This window comes from Sediminicola sp. YIK13, assembly GCF_001430825.1.
GTDB lineage: Bacteria > Bacteroidota > Bacteroidia > Flavobacteriales > Flavobacteriaceae > Sediminicola.
This window is the reverse complement of sequence record NZ_CP010535.1, coordinates 271160-291807: the sequence shown is the minus strand read 5'-3', so window position 1 is coordinate 291807 and position 20648 is coordinate 271160. Positions and strand designations below refer to the sequence as shown.

General features: G+C 41.7%; 23 protein-coding genes. 12 read left to right on the top strand and 11 right to left on the bottom strand.

The window, feature by feature from the left end; genetic code table 11:
- Nucleotides 1-69: 69 nt before the first annotated feature.
- From SB49_RS01295 to dapB, 10 genes are all read left to right on the top strand, one after another.
- A complete protein-coding gene (locus tag SB49_RS01295) occupies nt 70-576 on the top strand; it encodes a DoxX family protein (protein WP_062053123.1) in 507 nt (168 codons plus the stop codon).
- 287 nt (nt 577-863) lie between these two features.
- Nucleotides 864-1457 (top strand): hypothetical protein, encoded by a 594-nt coding sequence (locus SB49_RS01290; protein ID WP_145758340.1) that lies wholly within the window; start codon nt 864-866, stop codon nt 1455-1457.
- A gap of 176 nt (nt 1458-1633) precedes the next feature.
- The gene (locus SB49_RS01285) at nt 1634-2407 is read left to right on the top strand and encodes a sulfite exporter TauE/SafE family protein (protein ID WP_062053119.1); all 774 of its coding nucleotides are present in this window, start codon (nt 1634-1636) and stop codon (nt 2405-2407) included.
- 912 nt (nt 2408-3319) lie between these two features.
- Entirely contained in the window at nt 3320-3505 is a 186-nt protein-coding gene (locus SB49_RS01280; RefSeq protein WP_062053117.1) for a hypothetical protein, read from the top strand.
- Between the two features lie 104 nt (nt 3506-3609).
- Nucleotides 3610-3924, top strand: a complete 315-nt coding sequence (locus SB49_RS01275; protein ID WP_062053115.1) for an HPF/RaiA family ribosome-associated protein — start codon at nt 3610-3612, stop codon at nt 3922-3924.
- Nucleotides 3925-4706: 782 nt separating this feature from the next.
- The gene (locus tag SB49_RS01270; RefSeq protein WP_062053113.1) at nt 4707-5333 is read left to right on the top strand and encodes a hypothetical protein; all 627 of its coding nucleotides are present in this window, start codon (nt 4707-4709) and stop codon (nt 5331-5333) included.
- Between the two features lie 206 nt (nt 5334-5539).
- On the top strand, nt 5540-7030 hold the full coding sequence (locus SB49_RS01265) for a P-loop ATPase, Sll1717 family (RefSeq protein ID WP_145758339.1): 1491 nt from the start codon (nt 5540-5542) through the stop codon (nt 7028-7030).
- A 264-nt stretch (nt 7031-7294) separates the two neighbouring features.
- Nucleotides 7295-7780 (top strand): MarR family winged helix-turn-helix transcriptional regulator, encoded by a 486-nt coding sequence (locus SB49_RS01260; protein ID WP_062053109.1) that lies wholly within the window; start codon nt 7295-7297, stop codon nt 7778-7780.
- Complete coding sequence (locus tag SB49_RS01255) at nt 7773-8048, top strand: hypothetical protein (RefSeq protein WP_062053107.1); 276 nt, start codon at nt 7773-7775, stop codon at nt 8046-8048. The genes SB49_RS01260 and SB49_RS01255 overlap by 8 nt, the downstream gene beginning before the upstream one ends.
- Before the next feature lie 17 nt (nt 8049-8065).
- Entirely contained in the window at nt 8066-8869 is an 804-nt protein-coding gene (gene dapB / locus SB49_RS01250) for a 4-hydroxy-tetrahydrodipicolinate reductase (protein WP_062053105.1), read from the top strand.
- A gap of 55 nt (nt 8870-8924) precedes the next feature.
- Here dapB and SB49_RS01245 read toward each other — a convergent pair whose 3' ends face one another.
- Nucleotides 8925-10562: an ABC-F family ATP-binding cassette domain-containing protein gene (locus SB49_RS01245; RefSeq protein ID WP_062053103.1), complete on the bottom strand. Its 1638-nt coding sequence runs from the start codon at nt 10560-10562 to the stop codon at nt 8925-8927.
- Between the two features lie 139 nt (nt 10563-10701).
- Between SB49_RS01245 and SB49_RS01240 the strand changes: the two genes are divergently transcribed.
- On the top strand, nt 10702-11658 hold the full coding sequence (locus tag SB49_RS01240) for a DMT family transporter (protein WP_082591050.1): 957 nt from the start codon (nt 10702-10704) through the stop codon (nt 11656-11658).
- Here SB49_RS01240 and rimO read toward each other — a convergent pair.
- The gene (gene rimO / locus SB49_RS01235) at nt 11615-12916 is read right to left on the bottom strand and encodes a 30S ribosomal protein S12 methylthiotransferase RimO (RefSeq protein WP_062053101.1); all 1302 of its coding nucleotides are present in this window, start codon (nt 12914-12916) and stop codon (nt 11615-11617) included. The two genes, SB49_RS01240 and rimO, sit on opposite strands and share 44 nt — an antisense overlap.
- A gap of 125 nt (nt 12917-13041) precedes the next feature.
- Between rimO and SB49_RS01230 the strand changes: the two genes are divergently transcribed.
- Nucleotides 13042-14169 (top strand): serine hydrolase domain-containing protein, encoded by a 1128-nt coding sequence (locus SB49_RS01230; protein ID WP_062053099.1) that lies wholly within the window; start codon nt 13042-13044, stop codon nt 14167-14169.
- Nucleotides 14170-14181: 12 nt separating this feature from the next.
- Here SB49_RS01230 and SB49_RS01225 read toward each other — a convergent pair whose 3' ends face one another.
- From SB49_RS01225 to SB49_RS01190, 9 genes are all read right to left on the bottom strand, one after another.
- Complete coding sequence (locus tag SB49_RS01225) at nt 14182-15864, bottom strand: amidase family protein (protein WP_062053097.1); 1683 nt, start codon at nt 15862-15864, stop codon at nt 14182-14184.
- Between the two features lie 5 nt (nt 15865-15869).
- Nucleotides 15870-16724: a DUF2911 domain-containing protein gene (locus tag SB49_RS01220; protein ID WP_062053095.1), complete on the bottom strand. Its 855-nt coding sequence runs from the start codon at nt 16722-16724 to the stop codon at nt 15870-15872.
- Nucleotides 16721-17683: a signal recognition particle-docking protein FtsY gene (gene ftsY, locus SB49_RS01215; RefSeq protein ID WP_062053093.1), complete on the bottom strand. Its 963-nt coding sequence runs from the start codon at nt 17681-17683 to the stop codon at nt 16721-16723. Before ftsY ends, SB49_RS01220 begins: the two co-directional genes overlap by 4 nt.
- An 88-nt stretch (nt 17684-17771) precedes the next feature.
- Nucleotides 17772-17927 carry a DUF4295 domain-containing protein gene (locus SB49_RS15840; protein ID WP_082591049.1) on the bottom strand — a complete coding sequence of 52 codons (156 nt, stop codon included), beginning with the start codon at nt 17925-17927 and terminating at the stop codon, nt 17772-17774.
- Between the two features lie 6 nt (nt 17928-17933).
- Nucleotides 17934-18116: a 50S ribosomal protein L33 gene (gene rpmG / locus SB49_RS01210; RefSeq protein WP_062053091.1), complete on the bottom strand. Its 183-nt coding sequence runs from the start codon at nt 18114-18116 to the stop codon at nt 17934-17936.
- Nucleotides 18117-18137: 21 nt separating this feature from the next.
- Nucleotides 18138-18374, bottom strand: a complete 237-nt coding sequence (gene rpmB, locus SB49_RS01205; protein WP_062053089.1) for a 50S ribosomal protein L28 — start codon at nt 18372-18374, stop codon at nt 18138-18140.
- Between the two features lie 73 nt (nt 18375-18447).
- On the bottom strand, nt 18448-19695 hold the full coding sequence (locus SB49_RS01200) for a competence/damage-inducible protein A (RefSeq protein ID WP_062053087.1): 1248 nt from the start codon (nt 19693-19695) through the stop codon (nt 18448-18450).
- Nucleotides 19695-20033: an Hpt domain-containing protein gene (locus SB49_RS01195; RefSeq protein WP_062053085.1), complete on the bottom strand. Its 339-nt coding sequence runs from the start codon at nt 20031-20033 to the stop codon at nt 19695-19697. Before SB49_RS01195 ends, SB49_RS01200 begins: the two co-directional genes overlap by 1 nt.
- Nucleotides 20033-20644 carry a fumarylacetoacetate hydrolase family protein gene (locus SB49_RS01190; protein WP_062053083.1) on the bottom strand — a complete coding sequence of 204 codons (612 nt, stop codon included), beginning with the start codon at nt 20642-20644 and terminating at the stop codon, nt 20033-20035. Before SB49_RS01190 ends, SB49_RS01195 begins: the two co-directional genes overlap by 1 nt.
- Nucleotides 20645-20648: the final 4 nt, after the last annotated feature.

Here is a 20648-nt window from a genome sequence, read left to right as displayed (position 1 = left end):
TTATAAGTTGTTGTATCTTTCATAAAATTAATCTGTCGGGTGCCCTTGTATCTGATAAAACATATTGATATGCGTTTTTTAAAAAGTTTCACAAAATGGAATCTAAAACCAATAGCCATTACCTCTTTATGGGGAAATATTTTATTTGCTATTCCCAGGATACTTTGTGGACTGTTATTGACCCTCGACTTTGGCTCTAGTAAATTTGGAATGCCATGGTCCAACTCAGAGGAGCCACTTGCATTGTTCGAAGTAGCTAGTTGGTTTCCTGAGGATGTGGCAAAATTTGGGATCCCATTTAGCTTAGCTCCTTGGTTGTTTGCTTGGCTGGGTGCCGCAAGTGAAGCGATTGGAGGCCTTTTTCTAGCCTTGGGATTGGCCACTAGATTTTGGGGACTAATGATTGGTCTGACAATGTTAACAGCTATCTTCTTTCAGCAATGGCCAAAGGTACTGGAACAAGGGGTTTGGCCAATTCTTCCCGCGTTGGGATTTTTATGGGTCAGTATTTATGCTTTGGTTTTTGGTTCTGGAAAAATTGGACTAGACCATCTAATTAGCAGAAAAATAACCTAATTACATAAAACACGCATTATCACAAACTGATAATACAGTCTGTTATGAACGTTTTGCTTTTATTTATTAGCTATCTTATTCTAAAATAGGAAGCAATAATTTATTCTAAGAAATATTTTAAAAATGATTTAAGACCTGTTATCACCATCAAAGAAAACACTTTCCATTCAGATGGAACCATGGAGATATTGCTTGGATATTATTAAGTCATCAGATATTATCCTTGAATTGTTGGTAGAACAAATAAGCTAATTATCAAAAGTTAGGTTAACCTCAAATGGAAAACAATGAAACACGCATCACTAATACTTCTTGTCTTTCTGTTGAACATGTCATATGGCTTTTCACAACAGCTAAAAATGGAACTTCATAAGTTTATTGGCAATGAGTTTGCTGATGGAGAATACTCCTTTAAATTGATGGAGAACAAGTTAGTTCCCATTAAAACCAAAACAAGGGTTCTAAAAGATGAAAACGGAAAAATACAAATTATAGAATTGGAACAAGAGCATATTCTTCCTGAATTAAAGTTCGTCAAATCGGGATCTATTGCATTCTCCATAAACTACAAAGACTCGATATTGAACCTTCGACCTATTGAAGATAGTTTTGCACCCATCATCCGTATTGACCTTTCTTCAACTTCAGCCTATTTGAATGACCAATCCCTCAGTATCATCAAGAAAATAACAGTCTCAGACAAGGAAAATGGTTTTAATAGCGCCTGGGAAGGTTTTCAATGGCGTACAGTTTTACCACATGGTTCTTCACCCATTGACCCTAAGCTAACCTTGGGTAAACTAAATGAAAATGGAAACTTATATATAGAAATTATTTGGTTGGAAAAAGGAATACCAATCCATTACCGACTATTAAATTGAACAACAATTGATGACAAAGGCCACATCCAATTACATTTTCAAAATAGGTCGTTCATTTCCATTTCTTTTTGGTCGTCAAGGGCATTAATTGCTATATTGATATCATAAATCAATCTATGGCATCCGTTATTATCTAGAATATAACGGTTATCCATGAATTGCAGCCCTCGATTCATATGGAGACAATCCTAATAGCAATAGTATCTTTCCTGGTCGCCATTCTAACCTTTTTCTCCGGTTTTGGGCTGGGGACCATACTTACCCCCGTATTTATGCTCTTTTTTCCTGTGGAACTGGCCATAGCATTGACTGGCTTGGTCCATTTTTTCAACAATATCTTTAAAATAATATTGGTAGGTAAGCATGCTAATAAAAGAGTACTCCTAAAATTTGGAGTCCCGGCCGTTGTTTTTGCCTTTTTTGGGGCATGGCTTCTACTTCATATCCCAGATGCCAAGGCTATTTTCTCATATCAATTTTTGGGAAACACCTATGAAGTATATCCGGTGAAATTCATTATTTCCATCTTGCTCATTTTCTTTGCGCTAATGGATTTGTTGCCCTCGTTTCAGCGACTCCAATTTTCAGAAGGAAAATTACCCCTGGGCGGTGCTCTGAGCGGATTTTTTGGAGGACTTTCCGGGCATCAAGGGGCCTTGAGAAGTGCTTTTTTAATTAAGGCCGGATTATCAAAGGAAGTTTTTATAGGGACCTCCGTGGTGGTATCCACTTTTGTGGATTTTACGAGGTTGGGGGTTTATGCGACCAGGTTTTCAAAATCAGGTCTTATAGACAACCTACCCTTAGTGGTTATTGCCACCATATCCGCCATTACGGGTGCCTACCTAGGTAATAAACTTCTAAAAAAGGTAACCCTTAAATCCTTACAGTCTATCGTGGCCATCATGTTGATTCTTATATCCCTTGCGCTTGGTGCCGGTCTGATATAAATTACTATTTGATCTAGTAGCTACCTACAATGGCAGCAGTTAAAAGGTGCCATTCTTTCCAGAATCATAGCGGATCTGTTTGATGTGGAGTATGCCGTAATTACCATTGGTACGGTAAAGATAGTGTCCTCCCTGATGATACAATTTCGAATGCCTAAAAGGTAACAGGATTGCCTACTGTCCCCTCGAGCGGAGTCGAGAGGTCCGGACAGTGACACCATTAACCAACCTTGCGTGTCACATAGGTTTCGACGCAGCCTGTCTTGAGCGGAGTCGAAAGGCTCAACCTGACAACGAAACATTTCCTTTTGTTCCCCCGAGCGGAGTCAAAAGGCTCAACCTGACAACGAAACATTTTACAGCTGTCCCCTCGAGCGCAGTCGAGAGGTCTGGACAGTGACACCATTAACCAACCTTGCGTGTCACATAGGTTTCGACGCAGCCTGTCTTGAGCGGAGTCGAAAGGCTCAACCTGACAACGAAACATTTCCCTCCTGTCCCCTAGAGCGCAGTCGAGAGGTCTGGACAGTGACACCATTAACCAACCTTGCGTGTCACATAGGTTTCGACGCAGGCTGTCTTGAGCGGAGTCGAAAGGCTCAACCTGACAGTGGCACCGCCACTTTTATTTCTGTCCCCTCGAGCGCAGTCGAGAGGTCTGGACAGTGGCACCACTGCCTTTTTTTTACCTCCCCCCTTCTCCCACAATTTCCTCCCATTATGGGAAATCTTTACCTTAAACACCTCAGCCGCCTAAGACACTGGGAGACAAACCAATAGCCTTATTTTTAAGTAGTTACCTCACTTTTGGGTATGCCAATTGTTAACTTATTCTCCGGATTTTAAGATGGTATTAATAAAATTTCATTATTAAATTTTTAAACTGCAAACTAACTATTAAAACAATTTTTTATGAGTACAACTTTTTTGAATACAAAGTCAAAAGGGATAACAAAAACAGTAGCTGAATTCTCCAAACAGGACGATCAGAGCAATAAGGAGTTCCGTGAGTTTATCAAGAAACAAGTGATGGAGTATAGAAAAGAGGGATTAGATGTATTTAAGTCGCCTAGACCAGGAGATGATCAAAGAAACTAAATACTTCCTATCCACACCGGATAAAGGAGTACCTTACACAAAATTAAAAGGCTATTTGGCTTCGCTAAATAGCCTTTTAGAAATTTAAGCAAAAAACATAGCATATGACAATTCAAATTAATACCGACAAGACTATTTCAGGGGAACAGAGAAGTGAAGAATATTTTTCCTCCCTAATTGCAGAAGCCCTGCAAAGGTTCGATTCCCATATTACCAGAATTGAGGTACACTTGAAAGATGAGAATGGAAAAAAAGATGGCATCAATGATATCTCCTGTTTAATTGAGGCCAGAATTGAGGGCAAGCAACCCATTGCCGTCACCAATCAGGCAGACTCAGTAGATCAGGCAGTAATAGGTGCAATTGATAAAATAAAATCCGCAGTGGGGACCATTGTTGGAAAAATGCAACAACACTAATAGCAAAACACTAATATTAAAAAAAAGGCAGCTTGGGCATCTACATGTCCAGGCTGCCTTTTTTTTGTCTCCTCGAGCGCAGTCGAGAGGTCTGGACAATGGCACCGCCACCTTTTTATGTCCCCTCGAGCGCAGTCGAGAGGTCTGGACAATGGCACCGCCACCTTTTTATGTCCCCTCGAGCGCAGTGAAGAGGTCTTTACAGTGGTACAACCACCTTTTTTTGTCCCCTCGAGCGCAGACGAGAGGTCTGGACAGTGGCACCGCCACCTTTATTTGTCTCCACGAGCGGAGTCGAGAGGTCTGGACAGTGGAACCACCACCTTTTTATTATCCCCTCGAGCGCAGTCGAGAGGTTTGGACAGTGTCACCGCCACCTTTATTTCTGTCCCCTCGAGCGCAGTCGAGAGGTCTGGACAGTGGCACCGCTTCAAATCAACGCTCCGTGTCACAAAGGTTACGACGCAGCCTGTCTTGAGCGAAGTCGAAAGGCTCAACCTGACAATTAAATATTCTCTTCCCTATTACGGGAAACCGTAAGGAAAATTGAGTTGTTATCCGCTTCTTTGTAATGCTCGATAAACAACATGCAAATTGTAACCCAAAACCAACCATTTACACTACTCTACCCACCATTCCTACAAGTTAATAACTTCTTACAAAAACATAGAATTTTAGCGAAAATTAGAGGTCATATACTCTATATTGCTTTTTATAATATGTTCAACGTTGGATTAAAGGCATGAGTTGCTTTAGGCGCAAATTGTGTATAAAAAAATAATATGAAGGAAAGTAATACAGATAGAATTGGAGAAATCTATAGGACTCTTTTAGAACAAGAAATCTCAAATCATACAATATTTATAACGGTATTACTTGGAATAGTTGTTATTCTACTCGGTGCAACTTGGTGGTGGAATAAAAGCGGGGCAAAGAAAGAAATTCATAATAGAGTAGAAAAGAAATTTGAGAAAGAAAAAAAGGAAATTTTAAAACAATTAGAAATTGATTTAGAGGTAAAGATTAATAAAAAAATTAAAGATTACAAAGAAAACGTTCTCGTTATAGAAGGAGATGTTGCTCGCTCTATGGCAATTTCTGCTCGCAATAATGAACTTTATTCACATTCAATTTATTGGCTTGCTAAATTTCTAAAAACTCAAATAGAACTTAAAAAACCTGAAATGATTAGAGAGGGAACAGAATGGATTCTTGAGGACTTAAAGTTACTAAAAGAAAATGATGACAATAAAAAACTGAATTCTATTCACGGACATAATTTTATAGTAGAAACCGTTTCTGAATTACCTGAACTTTTAGAAAAAGAAAAAAAGAAAATTTTAAAAATTTGCAAAGGAAGAGAAGAAGAAGATGAAGAAGATGAAGAAGATGAAGATGAAGGTTGTTAATATAACTACTCGCAACACAATGTATTAAAAATAGCTTATAAATTCTAAACCAGATGGTTCGTGCTTAATTGAAAAGACCATCATCACAATAGTAATCTGAATTATAAAAAACATCATTAATCGCTTCTGTGTTTATCCTAAAAGTTAGCGTCTTTTTGTACGCTACGTTTTATAAACAAACCGTTGTACTGAACTAAATGAACCATATGGAATTATTTGAAAGACTAAAATTTAAAAAGAATCCATTTTCTACGTTTTCCGCTGAACAAGAAAGAAAGTTTCTTGACGAAATTTTCATATATCCAAACAACTATAACAGCCTGCGATCTGACATTATTGAAAACAGAAGTAGATTTATTATTGGTGCAAGGGGAATTGGCAAAACAGCCTTAATTTATAAAATAAAACGAGAAATTGAGGAAAACAATGTTTTCGCAATACTAATTGATGATTTCGAAGGTGTTCCAGTAAAAAACAACAAGAAGCATTTCCTGAAATTGATAATAAACGAAACGATAAAGCTTTACTGTGCGACTATTTCCAAGAACCCCAACCTGCTAAGAAATCTAGACAAAAATGACAAGGAGAAATTATCATTCATTATTGCTGAGTTCTTTAAGAGCCTTAGCTTAAGAGAATACGAACAATATTATGACAAAGCAACAAAATTCAAATCAAAAAATTTATTTAAGAATATTTACAATAATATATTTAATAAGCCGATAAACCTTCTGCTTGGAGGTGGTCTCGAATTAGCTTCAGATTTTGTACGTAAATCATTTGGACTTCCAGATTCAAACACAACAGGATTATATAAAAACTACTTGCCCGAATTAGAGTTGGAGACCATTAGAAAATCAGAAAATCCTAGTGAGTTTTTGGAAGATGCTAAAGCACTTAAGTTAATATGGATTGACTTAACGCAACTTATAAACAAGTCAGGTTTTAAGACAACAACCATACTATTTGATAGGGCTGATGAGTACACAGCTTTAGGGCAAGGTATAGAATCAATAACAACATTTTTAAAAGATTTACTAACCGACACTACACTCCTTTTATCTGAAAATTATTCAATTGTTATTGGATTATGGGATGCCACTAAAAATGATTTTGACCAATTAGGAGTTCGTTTCGACAAAATCAAACCATTTAATATAAATTGGTCGCCTAAAAAGCTAAATGAAATTTTAGAAAAGCGAATTGAGCATTTCAGTGACCGTAAAGTAAAAGCGAATGATATCTTCCCTGAACAAACAATTAATAAATTAATTGATTTGAGTGATAACTCACCAAGATATTTATTTCGCCAACTTTCAGTTATTTATGACACACAAAATAATTTTGATTCTACATCAAATTCAATTACAAAAAAAGCGGTGGAAGAAGGTCAAGTAAATTATTGCAAAGACTTTGAATTTTATGCTGTCTTCCCCAGTAAAAAAGGTTCTAAAGAGGACATTTTAGTTAATGTAAATAGAATTTTGAAAATTGGCAGCTTGGAAATTAAAACAAAAGATTATGTGGATATTGCGAAAGTTAGCACACCAACAGCAATAAATTACATCAAGATAGTGCAAAATTATGGTTTAGTTCATTACATTGGGGAAACAGAAAATGGCGCAAAAACTTATCAAGTCCAAAATCCTGTGATTAAATTTTTAATAGAAAAGGGAGTCAAAGAAATTAACAGATAACTGTATACAACAAAATCTATAAGCAATTGCCATGAAGGAGGCTGCTGCTCATAGCCGAATCGTGCATTCCCCCTACCCCTTCAGATCAATCTCCTTTAAATTCCCAATCCCGTTACGAACCAGGAAGGTATTTTTGGTCCCTATAATCCCTGTTCCCCTCTCCCCCTAACCCCTTTTTATCTATCTCAGAAAATAAATAAAACTTTTTACGTAACTAGTTACATTATTAATTACATTTGCGTAACCAGTAACGTATATTAGGATATGGAAAATGATTTTTTAATGGAAATAGGGGTCTCCGGACTTACCAGCCGCCTAAAACGGCTCAGCGACTCCCTCCTCTACAGCACCAGGGACTTCTACAATTCCGAAGGCCTGGAGATTGAGCCCAATTGGCACATGATCTTTTTGCTGTTTCAAAAGAACGACACCCTCACCATCACCGAAATTTCGGAGGCCCTACAATTGTCGCATCCCGGCATTGTCAAACTCATCAACAAGATGAAGAAAAAGGGGTATATCACCTCCATAACAGATGCCGAGGATAGCAGAAAACAACAGTTGCAATTATCGGAAAAGGCCCATAAAGAACTTCCTAAACTGGAAGCGTATTGGAAAGCAGGCATACAGACCATAGACGATCTCCTGGAAGACAACCCGCAGTTTATGGCCCTTCTGGAAAAATTGGAACAAAAAGTTGCCGAAAGCAATTTTAAGGAACGAACCCTTAACAACTATTACCATGATTGAGGTATTGGGTTATCTGGCCCTGGCAACAGGGATCTTTGCAATTTCTAGGAAGAACATGCAAACGTTTAGATGGTGGCACCTTACCTCCAACATCATGTATATGGTCTATGGAATCCTCTTTGACGCCACCCCTATTTTTGTGGCCGGACTCCTGTTTTCCATATTGCATATGTACCATTTGTACAACATTTATAAAGCAACCCATAAAATTAGGATCAGGATCCCCATTGGGTTCCAACTGTTCTTCAGGAAAAAACATCCGTACTAATTTAAAAAGACATTATTATGCCAATCAAAGTATGTATTGCGGGTGCCACCGGTTGGGCGGGCTCCGCGTTGAGCAAAGGGCTGGTGAACCATCCAGGTTTTGAACTGGTCGGGGCCATTGCCAGAAAAAAGGCCGGCGACAACCTAGCCGAAGTCCTGGAACTCAGTCCAGGGAATATCCCCATTTTTGCGGATATTGATGCTGCCCTGGAGCAACTACAATTTGATGTGCTGGTAGAATACACCAAACCGGACAGTGCCATGAAAAATGTGCTGGCAGCCCTAAACAAAGGCATCAATACGGTCATAGGCACCTCTGGCCTCACGGAGCAGGACTATAAAAAAATCGGGGAGGCAGCAACAGCAGCCAACGCTTCCGTCTTGGCGGTAGGGAATTTTGCCCTTACCGTGGTACTGCTGCAAAAATTCTCAGAAATGGCGGCCAAGTATATTCCCAATTACGAACTCATAGATTATGCCCACGAGTCCAAAATAGACTCCCCCAGCGGTACTGCCAGGGAATTGGCACATCGGTTGTCGAACGTACAGGAATCTACCTTATTCGTTTCCGAAGCTGATCTTGTGGGCATCAAAGAAAGTAGGGGTGCCCGGTTGGAAGGGGTGCAGGTTCATTCGGTGCGACTTCCCGGTCATGTTATTTCCATAGAGGCCATCTTTGGGCTCAAGGACGAGAAACTTACCCTGAGGCACGATTCTGGTGCCAGTGCGGAACCCTATGTACAAGGTGCCCTCTTGGCCATAGAAAAAGTGGGTACTTTTAAAGGCCTTAAAAGAGGGCTGGACAGTGTGATGGATTTTTAACAAATCCATCACCAGCTTCGTAAAGGTTGATTAACTAAAAAGGATGCAGTGCCTCCTAGGCCTTTAGATCTATCTCCTTTAAATTCTCAATTCGGTTACGGATCAGGAAGGCATCAATGGTCTCAAAATGCTCTATCACCCTCTTCTCCTTAAACTCAAATACCTTTTGGCTCAAGCCTTGTAGGAAGTCACGGTCGTGGGACACCAGAATCAGGGTACCATCAAAGGACAACAACGCTTCTTTCAATACGTCCTTGGACTTCAGGTCCAAATGGTTGGTAGGCTCATCCAGAATCAACAGGTTTACCGGTTCCAACAAGAGTTTTACCATCGCCAGTCGGGTTTTTTCCCCTCCGGAGAGGACGCTTACCTTTTTCTCCAGATCATCCCCGCCGAACATAAACCTCCCCAAGATATTTTTGATCTGGGTACGGATATCCCCTTCGGCCACCTCATCCACAGTCTGGAAGATGGTCAGGTCTGGGTCCAATAGCGATGCTTGGTTCTGGGCAAAATACCCCACTTTTACGTTATGGCCAAGGGAACATTCCCCCTCAAAATCGATCTCGCCCATAATGGCTTTGATCATGGTAGATTTTCCTTCCCCGTTCCTACCTACAAAGGAGACCTTTTCTCCCCTACTGATGGACATATTGGCATCCTGGAACACCACATGGTCCCCATATTTTTTCGTCAGTCCGTTTACCGTTACGGGATAATCCCCCGAGCGGATAGCAGGAGGAAAACGTAATTTTAGGGCAGAAGTATCTATTTCATCAATCTCAATGATCTGCAACTTCTCCAACATACGCTCCCGCGAGGTCACTTGGTTGGTCTTGGAATAGGTTCCCTTGAACCTGTCTATAAATTGTTGGTTGTCCGCAATAAATTTTTGCTGTTCCTGGTATGCCTTAATCTGATGGGCACGCCTGTCTTCCCGCAATTGCAGGTAGTGCGTATAGTTGGCCTTGTAATCATAGATACGGCCCATGGTCACCTCTATGGTCCTATTGGTGATATTGTCAATAAAGGTCTTATCGTGGGAAATGACCACAACGGCCTTGGCCTTGTTCAATAAGAAATCTTCCAACCAGATCACAGATTCTATATCCACGTGGTTGGTAGGCTCATCCAAAAGGATCAAGTCCGGCTTTTGCAACAAGATCTTCGCAAGCTCAATACGCATACGCCATCCCCCACTGAACTCGCTCGTCAGCCTCCCAAAATCTTCTCTTCTAAAACCAAGTCCCCTCAGGGCCTTTTCCACTTCGGCCTCATAGTTGATCTCTTCCAAAGCGTAGTACTTCTCCCCAAGGTCGGACACTTTGCCTATGATGTTCATATAGGCGTCGGACTCATAGTCGGTCCTCGTCTCCAGTTCCTTGTTCAGGCGGTCCATTTCGTCCCGCATTTCAAAGATTTCCTTGAAGGCCTTGGAAGCCTCTTCAAAGACGGTGCAGTTATCATTGGTGAGCAAATGCTGTGGCAAGTAGGCGATCACGGCATCCTTGGGAAAACGGATATGCCCACGGGTGGCCTTCTGCTCCCCGGCGATGATCTTCATCATGGTAGATTTCCCAGCCCCATTCTTCCCCATTAGGGCAATTTTGTCATTCTCATTGATCACGAAGGACACGTCACTAAAGAGTGTATCCCCACTAAATTCTACTGCAATTTGGTCTACGGAAATCATACTTTTTTCTTTGGAGCTGCAAAACTAAAAAAAAGCCGGTCACCACAAAGAAATAGTATGCTATTATGCAGTCCGTCAGGCAATAAAAATCGCATTTACCAATTCCTATTTTTACTACATTAGCCGCTTATTACCGCCCATGAACAAGCCAAGATTAGCCTTAGTCATAGGAATACTCTGTGTATCCGTTTTTCCGCTTTTGATAAAGATGGAACTGGCCCCCGGTTTGATCTCGGCCTTCTACCGCATGGCCATAGCCCTTGTGCTTATTCTGCCCTATGCATGGTATACCAAACAGTTGGGCATGCCCTCAACAAAAATACTGCTGTTAACTGCCTTGGGCGGCATCTTATTTGGATCGGATGTGGCAGCATGGAATATCGCTATCCTGGAATCCACTGCTACACAGGCATCGCTACTGACAAACCTTTCCCCGGTATGGGTGGGCGTTGCCACCTTTTTGTTTTTAACGAACAAACCCACCAAGAATTTCTGGATTGGCACCCTCATTTCCCTTCTAGGGATGGTTGCCCTGGTAGGTTTTGAGGTGTTTGCCTCCCTTTCCTTTGATATCGGATTTATTTGTGGAGTCTTATCTGGCGTCTTTTATTCGGCCTACCTCCTGATAAGCAAGGAAGTACTCGCCAAGATCTCCATTGTTACCTTTATGACCTACAGCCTAATGGCCTCCTCCGTCTTTTTAGGGATTATGAGCTTGGCGTGGGGCGAGCCTTTTGGCGGGTTCTCCACGATGGGCTGGATGGTACTCTCCTTACAGGCAGTGGTATGCCAATTATTGGCCTGGTTGATGGTGAGCTATGCCCTGCAATATATGAGAACCACCCGTGTGTCTTTGGCCATGTTGAGTCAGGCTTTGTTGACCGCTTTTTTGGCGTGGGTCTTTTTGGATGAGATTATTACCCTACAGATGATCTTGGGAGGGATTGTTCTCCTTTTTGGAATCCGAATTACCTTCTACAATAAGCCTATAACAATAAAAAGGAGCCACTGGCTCCCTTTATTAAAAATGCGGCATAAACGTAAATCCAATGTTACACAGGTTCGCCGTACAGGTCAAAATCTGCCGCTTCGGTAATTTTCACATTGGTGAACTCCCCTATTTTTACGTAGTGTTTCGCAGCATCTATAAGTACCTCATTGTCCACATCCGGAGAATCGAACTCGGTACGACCTACAAAGTAAGGTCCCTCTTTACGGTCGATAATGCAACGGAAGGTCTGTCCTACTTTTTCCTGGTTCAGCTCCCAAGAGATCTGGGACTGTAGCTCCATAATCTCGGCAGCGCGTTCCAATTTTACATCTTCTGGCACATCGTCCTCCAAATTGTAGGCATGTGTATTTTCCTCATGGCTATAGGTGAAACATCCCAAACGTTCAAAACGCATTTCTTCTACCCAACTTTTTAAGGTCTGGAAGTCCTCTTCGGTTTCCCCAGGATATCCCACGATCAAGGTGGTACGGATGGTCATTTCTGGTACGGTAGCCCTGAAATCCTGTAACAATTGGGTCGTTTTGGCCTTAGTGGTCCCACGACGCATACTTTTCAGGATAGGATCCGCGATATGTTGCAAAGGAATATCCAAGTAGTTGCATACTTTTGGCTCCTGGTTCATCACATCCAATACATCCATTGGGAACCCTGTAGGGAAGGCATAGTGCAAACGGATCCATTCGATCCCCTCAACTTTTACCAGTTCCTTCAACAGCTCTGCCAAGTTTCTCTTTTTGTAAAGATCCAACCCATAATAGGTTAAATCCTGGGCGATCAATACCAATTCCTTCACCCCTTTGGCAGCCAATTTCTCAGCTTCCTGAACAAGGTCTTCAATAGGGGTACTCTTGTGCTTTCCACGCATCAGGGGAATGGCACAGAAGGAACAAGGTCGGTCACAACCTTCGGCTATTTTTAAATAGGCATAATTTTTAGGGGTGGTCGTCAATCGTTCCCCGATCAGCTCATGCTTATAATCGGCTCCAAGAGCCTTCAATAGATTGGGTAGATCACTGGTCCCAAAATATTCGTCCACATTGGGAATCTCTTTTTGTAAGTCTGGCTTATAGCGCTCACTTAAACATCCGGTCACAAAAACCTTATCAACTAGTCCGGCTTCTTTTTTTTGCACATATTCCAAAATGGTGTTTACACTCTCCTCTTTGGCATTGGCAATAAAACCACAGGTGTTGATGACAACAACATTCCCCTCCTCTTCATGTACCACCTCTTTATCGTTGGCACGCAACTGTCCCATAAGTACTTCTGAATCGTACACATTTTTGGAACACCCTAGGGTTACTACGTTGATTTTATTCTTTTTAAGTGTTTTTGTCCGCATGTTTTTTCTAAATAGGGTGCAAAAGTACGATTTGATAAAAGAATGGCATCAAAATAAGACTAATATTAACGTTTCTGCGTTATTATATATACCCAGACTACCTATTGAAATAAAAACCTACAGCCATGAAAACCAAAACGTTACTGCTTTTTTTGTGCACCCTCCTCACTTTTGTGAGTTGTTCCAAGGACACGGAACCCGAACTAGATCCTATTACAGAGCCTGCTCCCATCCCCATCCCGGAACCGGAACCTGAAACACACAGTCTCTATTTTCCACCTATGAACAGTGATACATGGGACATCGCAACCTTGGAATCCCTAGAATGGAACGAGAGCGTAGTTGCTCCTTTGTATACCTTTTTGGAAGAAAACAACACCAAGGCTTTTATCATTCTAAAAGATGGTAAGATCGTCCTGGAACAGTATTTCAATGGATTTTCTGCATCCCAGAACCACACTTGGAATTCGGCTGCCAAAACATTAACCGCTTTTACCGCCGGTTTGGCCCAAGAGGAAGGATTCCTATCCTTGGATGCTGCCTCCAACGAATATATGGGCGTGGGATGGAGTAGCCTAACTCCGGAGCAGGAAGCTCGGATCACTGTAAAAAACCACCTGACCATGACCTCGGGCCTAGATTATACTGTGGCCAATAATTTTTGCACCGATAAGGAATGTCTCTTGTATAAAAATGAACCGGATACCTTCTGGTATTACCACAATGCCCCTTATACCCTTATGGACAATATTATTACGGGAGCGGTACAGCAGGATTTTAAGGCCTATTTCAATGCTAAAATTAGGGACAGAATAGGGATGCAAGGATCCTGGATAAAGACAGGCTACCTGAATCTGTATTTTAGTACGGCAAGGAGTATGGCCCGCTTTGGGTTATTGAATCTGAATGAAGGCACATGGGATGAAACTCCCATCATGACAGACAAGGCCTATTTTGGGGCCATGACCTCTACAACACAAGAATTGAACCCTGCCTATGGGTATTTGTGGTGGATCAATGGAAAAGACAATTATAGAGTCCCGGGATCCGAAGACTCCTTTAAAGGAAAATTAATACCCAATGCCCCGGACGACCTTATTGCCGGTTTGGGTGCCAATGACCAAAAATTATATGTGGTTCCCAGTATGGGATTGGTTATTGTTCGTATGGGGGATGCCGCCAATAACACTGAATTGGGGCCCACCTCCTTCGATTGCGAAATTTGGACCCAAATCAATGCCCTAATGGAATAGGAATATCCCGTACTAGTTTTTAAAAGCCTCCGGTGTTTTACGGACTTTGGTACCCACTTCAAAAGCGCGACCCAGTTCCAGTAATTTATCCTCTTGGAAAGATTTACCTATGAAGGTAAGGCTAATGGGCTCTCCCGTTTCCTTATAACCCATTGGGACCGTTAAGGCCGGATATTTGGCCACTGCGGCATAACCTGCATGATAATTGTTGATGGAAAGAATAGCATCCAAATTTTTGGAATCCAAGGCCGTATCAAAAAAGGCCCTTCCTGTTTTTTCCAATCTATTTTTTATTTCTTCCAAGCCTTCAGCAGTGGTAGAATCTGCCACAATCCCTTCAAACAGGGCCTGCCCGTAAGGAATACGCACCAAAGAATCCATGTTGTTGAAGGCGATGGCATCCTGAATACTGCCAATTTTTACGGCGTCCTTGTTTCTTACTTGGGTGTTCAGATAGTTCGGTAAGTCGTTCCTCATATCAATGTTCAAAATACTCAAGAAGCCTTCCATTTGAACTGTTGGCGGGGTAAAAACCACAATTTCGGCCCCAAGACTTTTTAGCTTCTCCACCGTATTCTTATAAATCTCATTTTCTTCCATAAGGTTAGAGAACACCCCCAAGCGCTTCCCTTTAAGGGAATTATTGGTAACCGCATTCATGTAATCGGCAGTAGCCGCAACGGATTTCATATCCGCTGGATCTTTCCCCAACATGGCCGATAATAAAACGGCATTGTCTACTACGTTTTTGGTCATAGGACCAGGAGTATCCAGGGTGCTGGAAATAGGAACGATCCCCGTACGGCTCAAAAGGCCAATAGTAGGTTTTAAGCCCACGACAGAATTTTGACTGGAAGGGGATAAAATAGAACCAGAAGTTTCAGTCCCCACTGCCGCTACCGCATAGTTGGCAGCAACAGAAGTACCACTCCCTGCACTGGACCCACCGGTTTCAAAGACTTTTCTTCCATATGGGTTCAGGGTCTGACCCCCAACGGCACTGTAGCCTACAGGGCAACCTGAGCAAAGGAAATAGGCCCACTCACTTAGGTTGACCTTTCCTAAAATAAGGGCACCGTTCTTCTTTAATTGTTGCACGATAAAAGCATCATCGGTCTCATTGTCCATCAAAGCAATAGATCCTGCCGTAGTCTTCATCCCCTTGGTATTGATATTGTCCTTCAATAAGATGGGCATGCCATAAATGGGATGGTGTTTTTCGTTTGGATATTTTTTGAGGAACTCGTCCATTTTACGGGCTTCAGCAACAACATCCTGGTTCAAGGCCAAGACCGTATTCAATGTAGTGGTATTATCAAGCTCGTATTTATAAATTCTTTTCAGATAGAAAAGCACCAACTTTTCATAACTCAGTTTGCCCTCCCTGATATGTGTTTGCAAGGTGGGGATATCCTGTTCCATGACCAAGGGTTTGAGACTTTCGTATTCGGTATCGGAAAACTTGGAAACTTCATCATAGAGCGGCAAAAACACCTCATTTTTGTCCAGCACTTTGGATTGGATCAGCTTGTACCGCATTCTCCCTATCTCATGATCTGCGTTGGCTGCTACTTCGGCGGAATCATTATAGGCCTCCCAAAGCACTACAGGCTCGGGGGTCTTTTCTTGTTTCTGCTTACATGACGTAAATCCCAAGGCTACTAGTGCCAATACCAAAATAAAGAGTCTTTTCATAAGTGCTAGTTTTTAATTAATGTATTCCAATTCTTAATATTCTCCTGGTTTATCCGGACAAACTCATCCTTCCCTTCAAACCCTGCTAATTTCATGGATTTTTGGGCAGATTTTATAGCCGACCTATAATCGAGCAAAGCGGCCTCAACCAAAGATTTTACCCTGTAAAAATAATAGGTGTCGCCTCCTAGGGTAATGGCCTTATTCAGATATTCGAGGGCCAAGGGATGCTCCATGCCCTGTTCCTGATAATAACGAGCTGCTTCATAATAGGTTTGTGCCGTTGGATTCTCTTGTAGTTGTTTGTTGATTTCACTGAGCATGGCACCATGGGTATCCACTGTCATTGGAATCACAACTTTGGTCTGCTCCCAAATCCAGATCATTTCCACACTGTTATGGGTCATCGCATCAAAAGTGATTAAAAAATTCTCTTGGAAATAAGGGATTCTTTCGGGGATGACGGTTACCCTTAGCGCATCTTCCGAAGGGTCATAGTCCGTTCTGCCATCGCCCCAGTGGGTAGTATTGGTATGAAATACTATTTCCCATTTGTCCTCCTGTGGAAAAGCATAAAGGGCATAGGTTCCTTTGGCCAAGGAATTGCCAAGGACTTTCATGTCCGTATCCAAGGTGATCTTGGTGGACTCATTGGCCCCAACCCGCCAAATACGGTCATAGGGTACGAGGTGACCAAAAATGGTCCTCCCCCTAACGCCAGGACGTGAATAAGCTACGGAAATTATAGATAGGCCGACCTCCTGCTCCACTAGGGAAAAAGGACTGGCTTTAGGATGTATGATTTGTGCAGCGCTTGGTAGCGCCAAGAGAATGAGTAGTATGGATAGGAGGCACCTCAATTTTTACCACCAAAAAATGAATCGACGAACTCGTACTTATTAAATATTTGAAGATCTTCGATACCCTCACCAACCCCGATATACTTAACAGGGACCTTAAACTGATCGGAGATTCCAATGACCACACCACCTTTGGCGGTGCCGTCCAATTTCGTAACTGCCAAAGAGGTTACTTCGGTAGCCTTGGTAAACTGCTTTGCCTGTTCAAAGGCATTCTGACCTGTAGAGCCATCGAGTACCAGCATGACATCATGGGGTGCATCTGCGACCACCTTTTGCATTACCCTTTTCACTTTGGTAAGCTCGTTCATCAGGTTTACCTTGTTGTGCAAGCGACCCGCGGTGTCTATAATTACCACATCGGCATCTTGTTTCATGGCAGAACTTAGGGTATCAAAAGCGACCGAAGCAGGATCACTCCCCATAGCCTGTTTTACGATGGGCACATCTACGCGGTCTGCCCAAACTTGTAATTGATCTATCGCCGCCGCACGGAACGTATCCGCGGCACCCAGTACAACCTTATAACCTTGTTTTTTGAATTGATGGGCCAATTTCCCAATAGTGGTGGTCTTACCGGCCCCATTGACACCAACCACCATGATCACATAGGGCTTTTTGTCCTTGGGAACTACAAACTCTGTCTCCTCCCCTACATTGGTTTCGGATAAAAGGCCTGCAATTTCTTCACGGAGGATCACATTAAGTTCATCAGTACCCATATATTTATCACGGGATACCCTGGCCTCTATTCTCTCGATAATTTTAAGGGTAGTATTCACTCCGACATCCGAAGTGACCAATACTTCCTCCAGATTATCCAAAACATCATCATCTACCTTGGTTTTACCGGCAACTGCTTTTCCCAATTTTGAAAAAAAACTGGTCTTGGACTTCTCTAAACCCTTATCCAGGGTTTCCTTCTTTTCGGAAGAAAATATCTTTTTAAATAAACTCATTTGTTATACTACTTCTATTACCCAAAGATATGAAAATAAAAAAGCTACTTTCGATGGAAAGTAGCTTTAAAATATATTTTGGCAAGTATTATTTCTGTTTTGCCATCCAATCGTTTACCATTTCAGGAACCATTACTGATTCCACAAAAGTATAAGCACCAGTTTTTGGCGACTTTACCATTTTAATGGCTTTGGTTAATCTTTTTGAGCTTGTCTGTAAACTCGCTACGGTCTTCTTTGCCATGACGTATTATTTTATTTCTTTATGAACTGTCATTTTCTTCATGATAGGGTTGAATTTCTTAATTTCCATCCTATCTGGAGTATTCTTCTTGTTCTTGGTAGTGATATACCTAGAAGTACCAGGCATGCCGGATTCTTTATGCTCCGTGCACTCCAAAATAACTTGGATCCTATTACCTTTCTTTGCCATTGTTATCTTTTTATTTACGGATTACTTAACCAATCCTTTTGCTCTTGCTTCTTTTATAACTGCTGATATCCCCTTTTTATTGATGGATTTCAACGCCTTAGAAGTTACCTTTAGGGTTACCCAGCGGTCTTCTTCAGGGATATAAAAACGTTTCTTAGAAAGATTTACATCAAATCTTCTCTTGGTTTTGTTAATGGAAAAAGAGACGTTGTTACCAAACATAGCTTTCTTTCCAGTAATTTCACAAACTTTTGACATTTCGCTACTTTTAGTGTGATTTTAAACAGGATGCAAATTTATATCTTTTTTATGGGAAGGCAAAATTCTTTTTTCAGAATTTTAGAATTTCTTTTTGCAAAAGCTCAAAAGACTTGTTCACGGACTTCTGAACGATACGTTCCCGATGGTTCCCCATCATGAATTTCTCAGCATAAACACCAGATGGTGAGGCAATTGCAATATACACCGTTCCTACATCTGCATCAGAATCTCCTTTTGTGGGTCCGGCGTTCCCAGTTGTAGAAATTGCAAAATCTGTATTAAAAAGTTCCTTTACGTTCTGCGCCATGGACTTTGCAACGGCTTCACTGACCACAGAATCATCATTTATCATCTTTTCGGGCACCTGGAGCACCTTAATTTTGGCTTCCGTGGCATAACTGACCACACTTCCCTTAAAATAAGCTGAAGCTCCTGGTACAGAAGTAATTCGCTCTGCAATGGCCCCTCCGGTACAACTCTCCGCCGTGGCCAACGTATATTTCTTTTTGGCCAGTATTTTGCCTACGACTTCTTCCAAAGCGCCATTTTGGTCCTCTCCAAAGATAATATCCCCAATGATGCCATGAAGTTTTTGGATTTCCTCATCAACGGCCATGCCTATGCCCTCCTTGTCCGTGCCCTTGGCCGTCAACCGCAACCTCACCTTCCCAAGATTGGGCAGATAGGCCAACCTAATGAAGGGCGGCAGTGCGTTCTCCCAATCTTCTATTTTTTCTGCAATGGCGCTCTCGCCCACTCCGTAAGTGATCAACGTTCTATGTAGAATAAAAGGTCTATGGAACTCGTTGACAATTCTGGGGATTACCTCGTTCCGTATAAGGCTCTTCATTTCAAAAGGCACTCCGGGTAGAGATACAAATACCTTACCATTGTGCTTTATCCACATCCCTGGAGCCGTTCCATAGGCATTCTTTAATACCGTGGACCTGGAAGGCACCAATGCCTGTCTGCGGTTCATATCTGAAATTGGTGTGGAAATATAGTTTTTGAAAAGCTCTTCTACATGATCCAACACCTCTTTGCTCTCCACAAGGGTGTCCCCAAAATACTCACAAAGGGTCCGTTTGGTAATATCGTCCTTGGTAGGCCCTAGGCCTCCCGTGATAATTATTACATCTGCCCTGGACTCGGCTTCCTCAAAAGCCTTGAGAATATGCTTGCGCTCATCCTGTACGGAAGTGATCTGATAGACAGAAACCCCTATTTGGTTTAGCTCATGAGCGATAAAAGCAGAATTGGTATCAATAATTTGCCCAATTAGGATTTCATCCCCAATGGTTATGATTTCTGCAAGCATTATAAATTGAAGTCTTTCTTAAGCTCGGATACCACTTGATGGATATCATTTTTTAATAAGGGAAATAATTTATCGATGGCATCTCCACTACCTTCGGTTTTTCCCAGAGTTTCTATCTCCAAGGCATTCGCTCGGGTCTGCTCCATCCCTAAAAGGTCAACATTTGGCTTTATTTTATGTGCCAATTGATACACATTGCCATAATCCTTTTTCTCGATAGCCTGTTCCAATAATTCCAAATCGGTGGGCACCTCATCTAAGAATACAGCTATTACAGAGTTGATAAATTCCTCATCCCCTTCTGCCATTTCATTTAATTTGTCTAAACTGTAAATCATTATTTTATTTTTACCGTAAATAACTCTTCGTTTTCAAGCTTACCTGAAAGGTAATCATTTGTTTCAATTTTTCCTACACCGGCAGGGGTTCCCGTAAAAATAATATCTCCCTTTTTCAGCATAAAATAGGTAGACACATAGGCGATGATCTCATCTATCTTCCACAGCATCATACTAGTATTTCCTTCCTGTACCAATTCCCCGTTTTTGGAGAGCGAAAAATTTAAATTGTTCAAATCCTTAAAATTTGACTTGGGCAACCATTTCCCCACCACGGCGGCACCATCAAAACCTTTGGCTTTTTCCCAGGGCAAACCTTTCTCCTTTAAGGCAGATTGTACATCCCTGGCAGTAAAATCTATCCCAAGTCCAACCTCGTCATAATAGGTATGGGCAAACTTTTCTTCGATATGCTTCCCCACCTTCTTGATTTTCACCAAAACCTCCACTTCATAATGGACATCTTTGGTGAATTCAGGTATGTAAAAATCCTGCTCTTTGGGTAGAACCGAAGAATCTGGCTTTATAAAAACCACCGGATCTGTAGGCCTTTCATTATTCAATTCTTTGATATGGTCGGCATAATTGCGACCTATACAGATGATTTTCATGCTC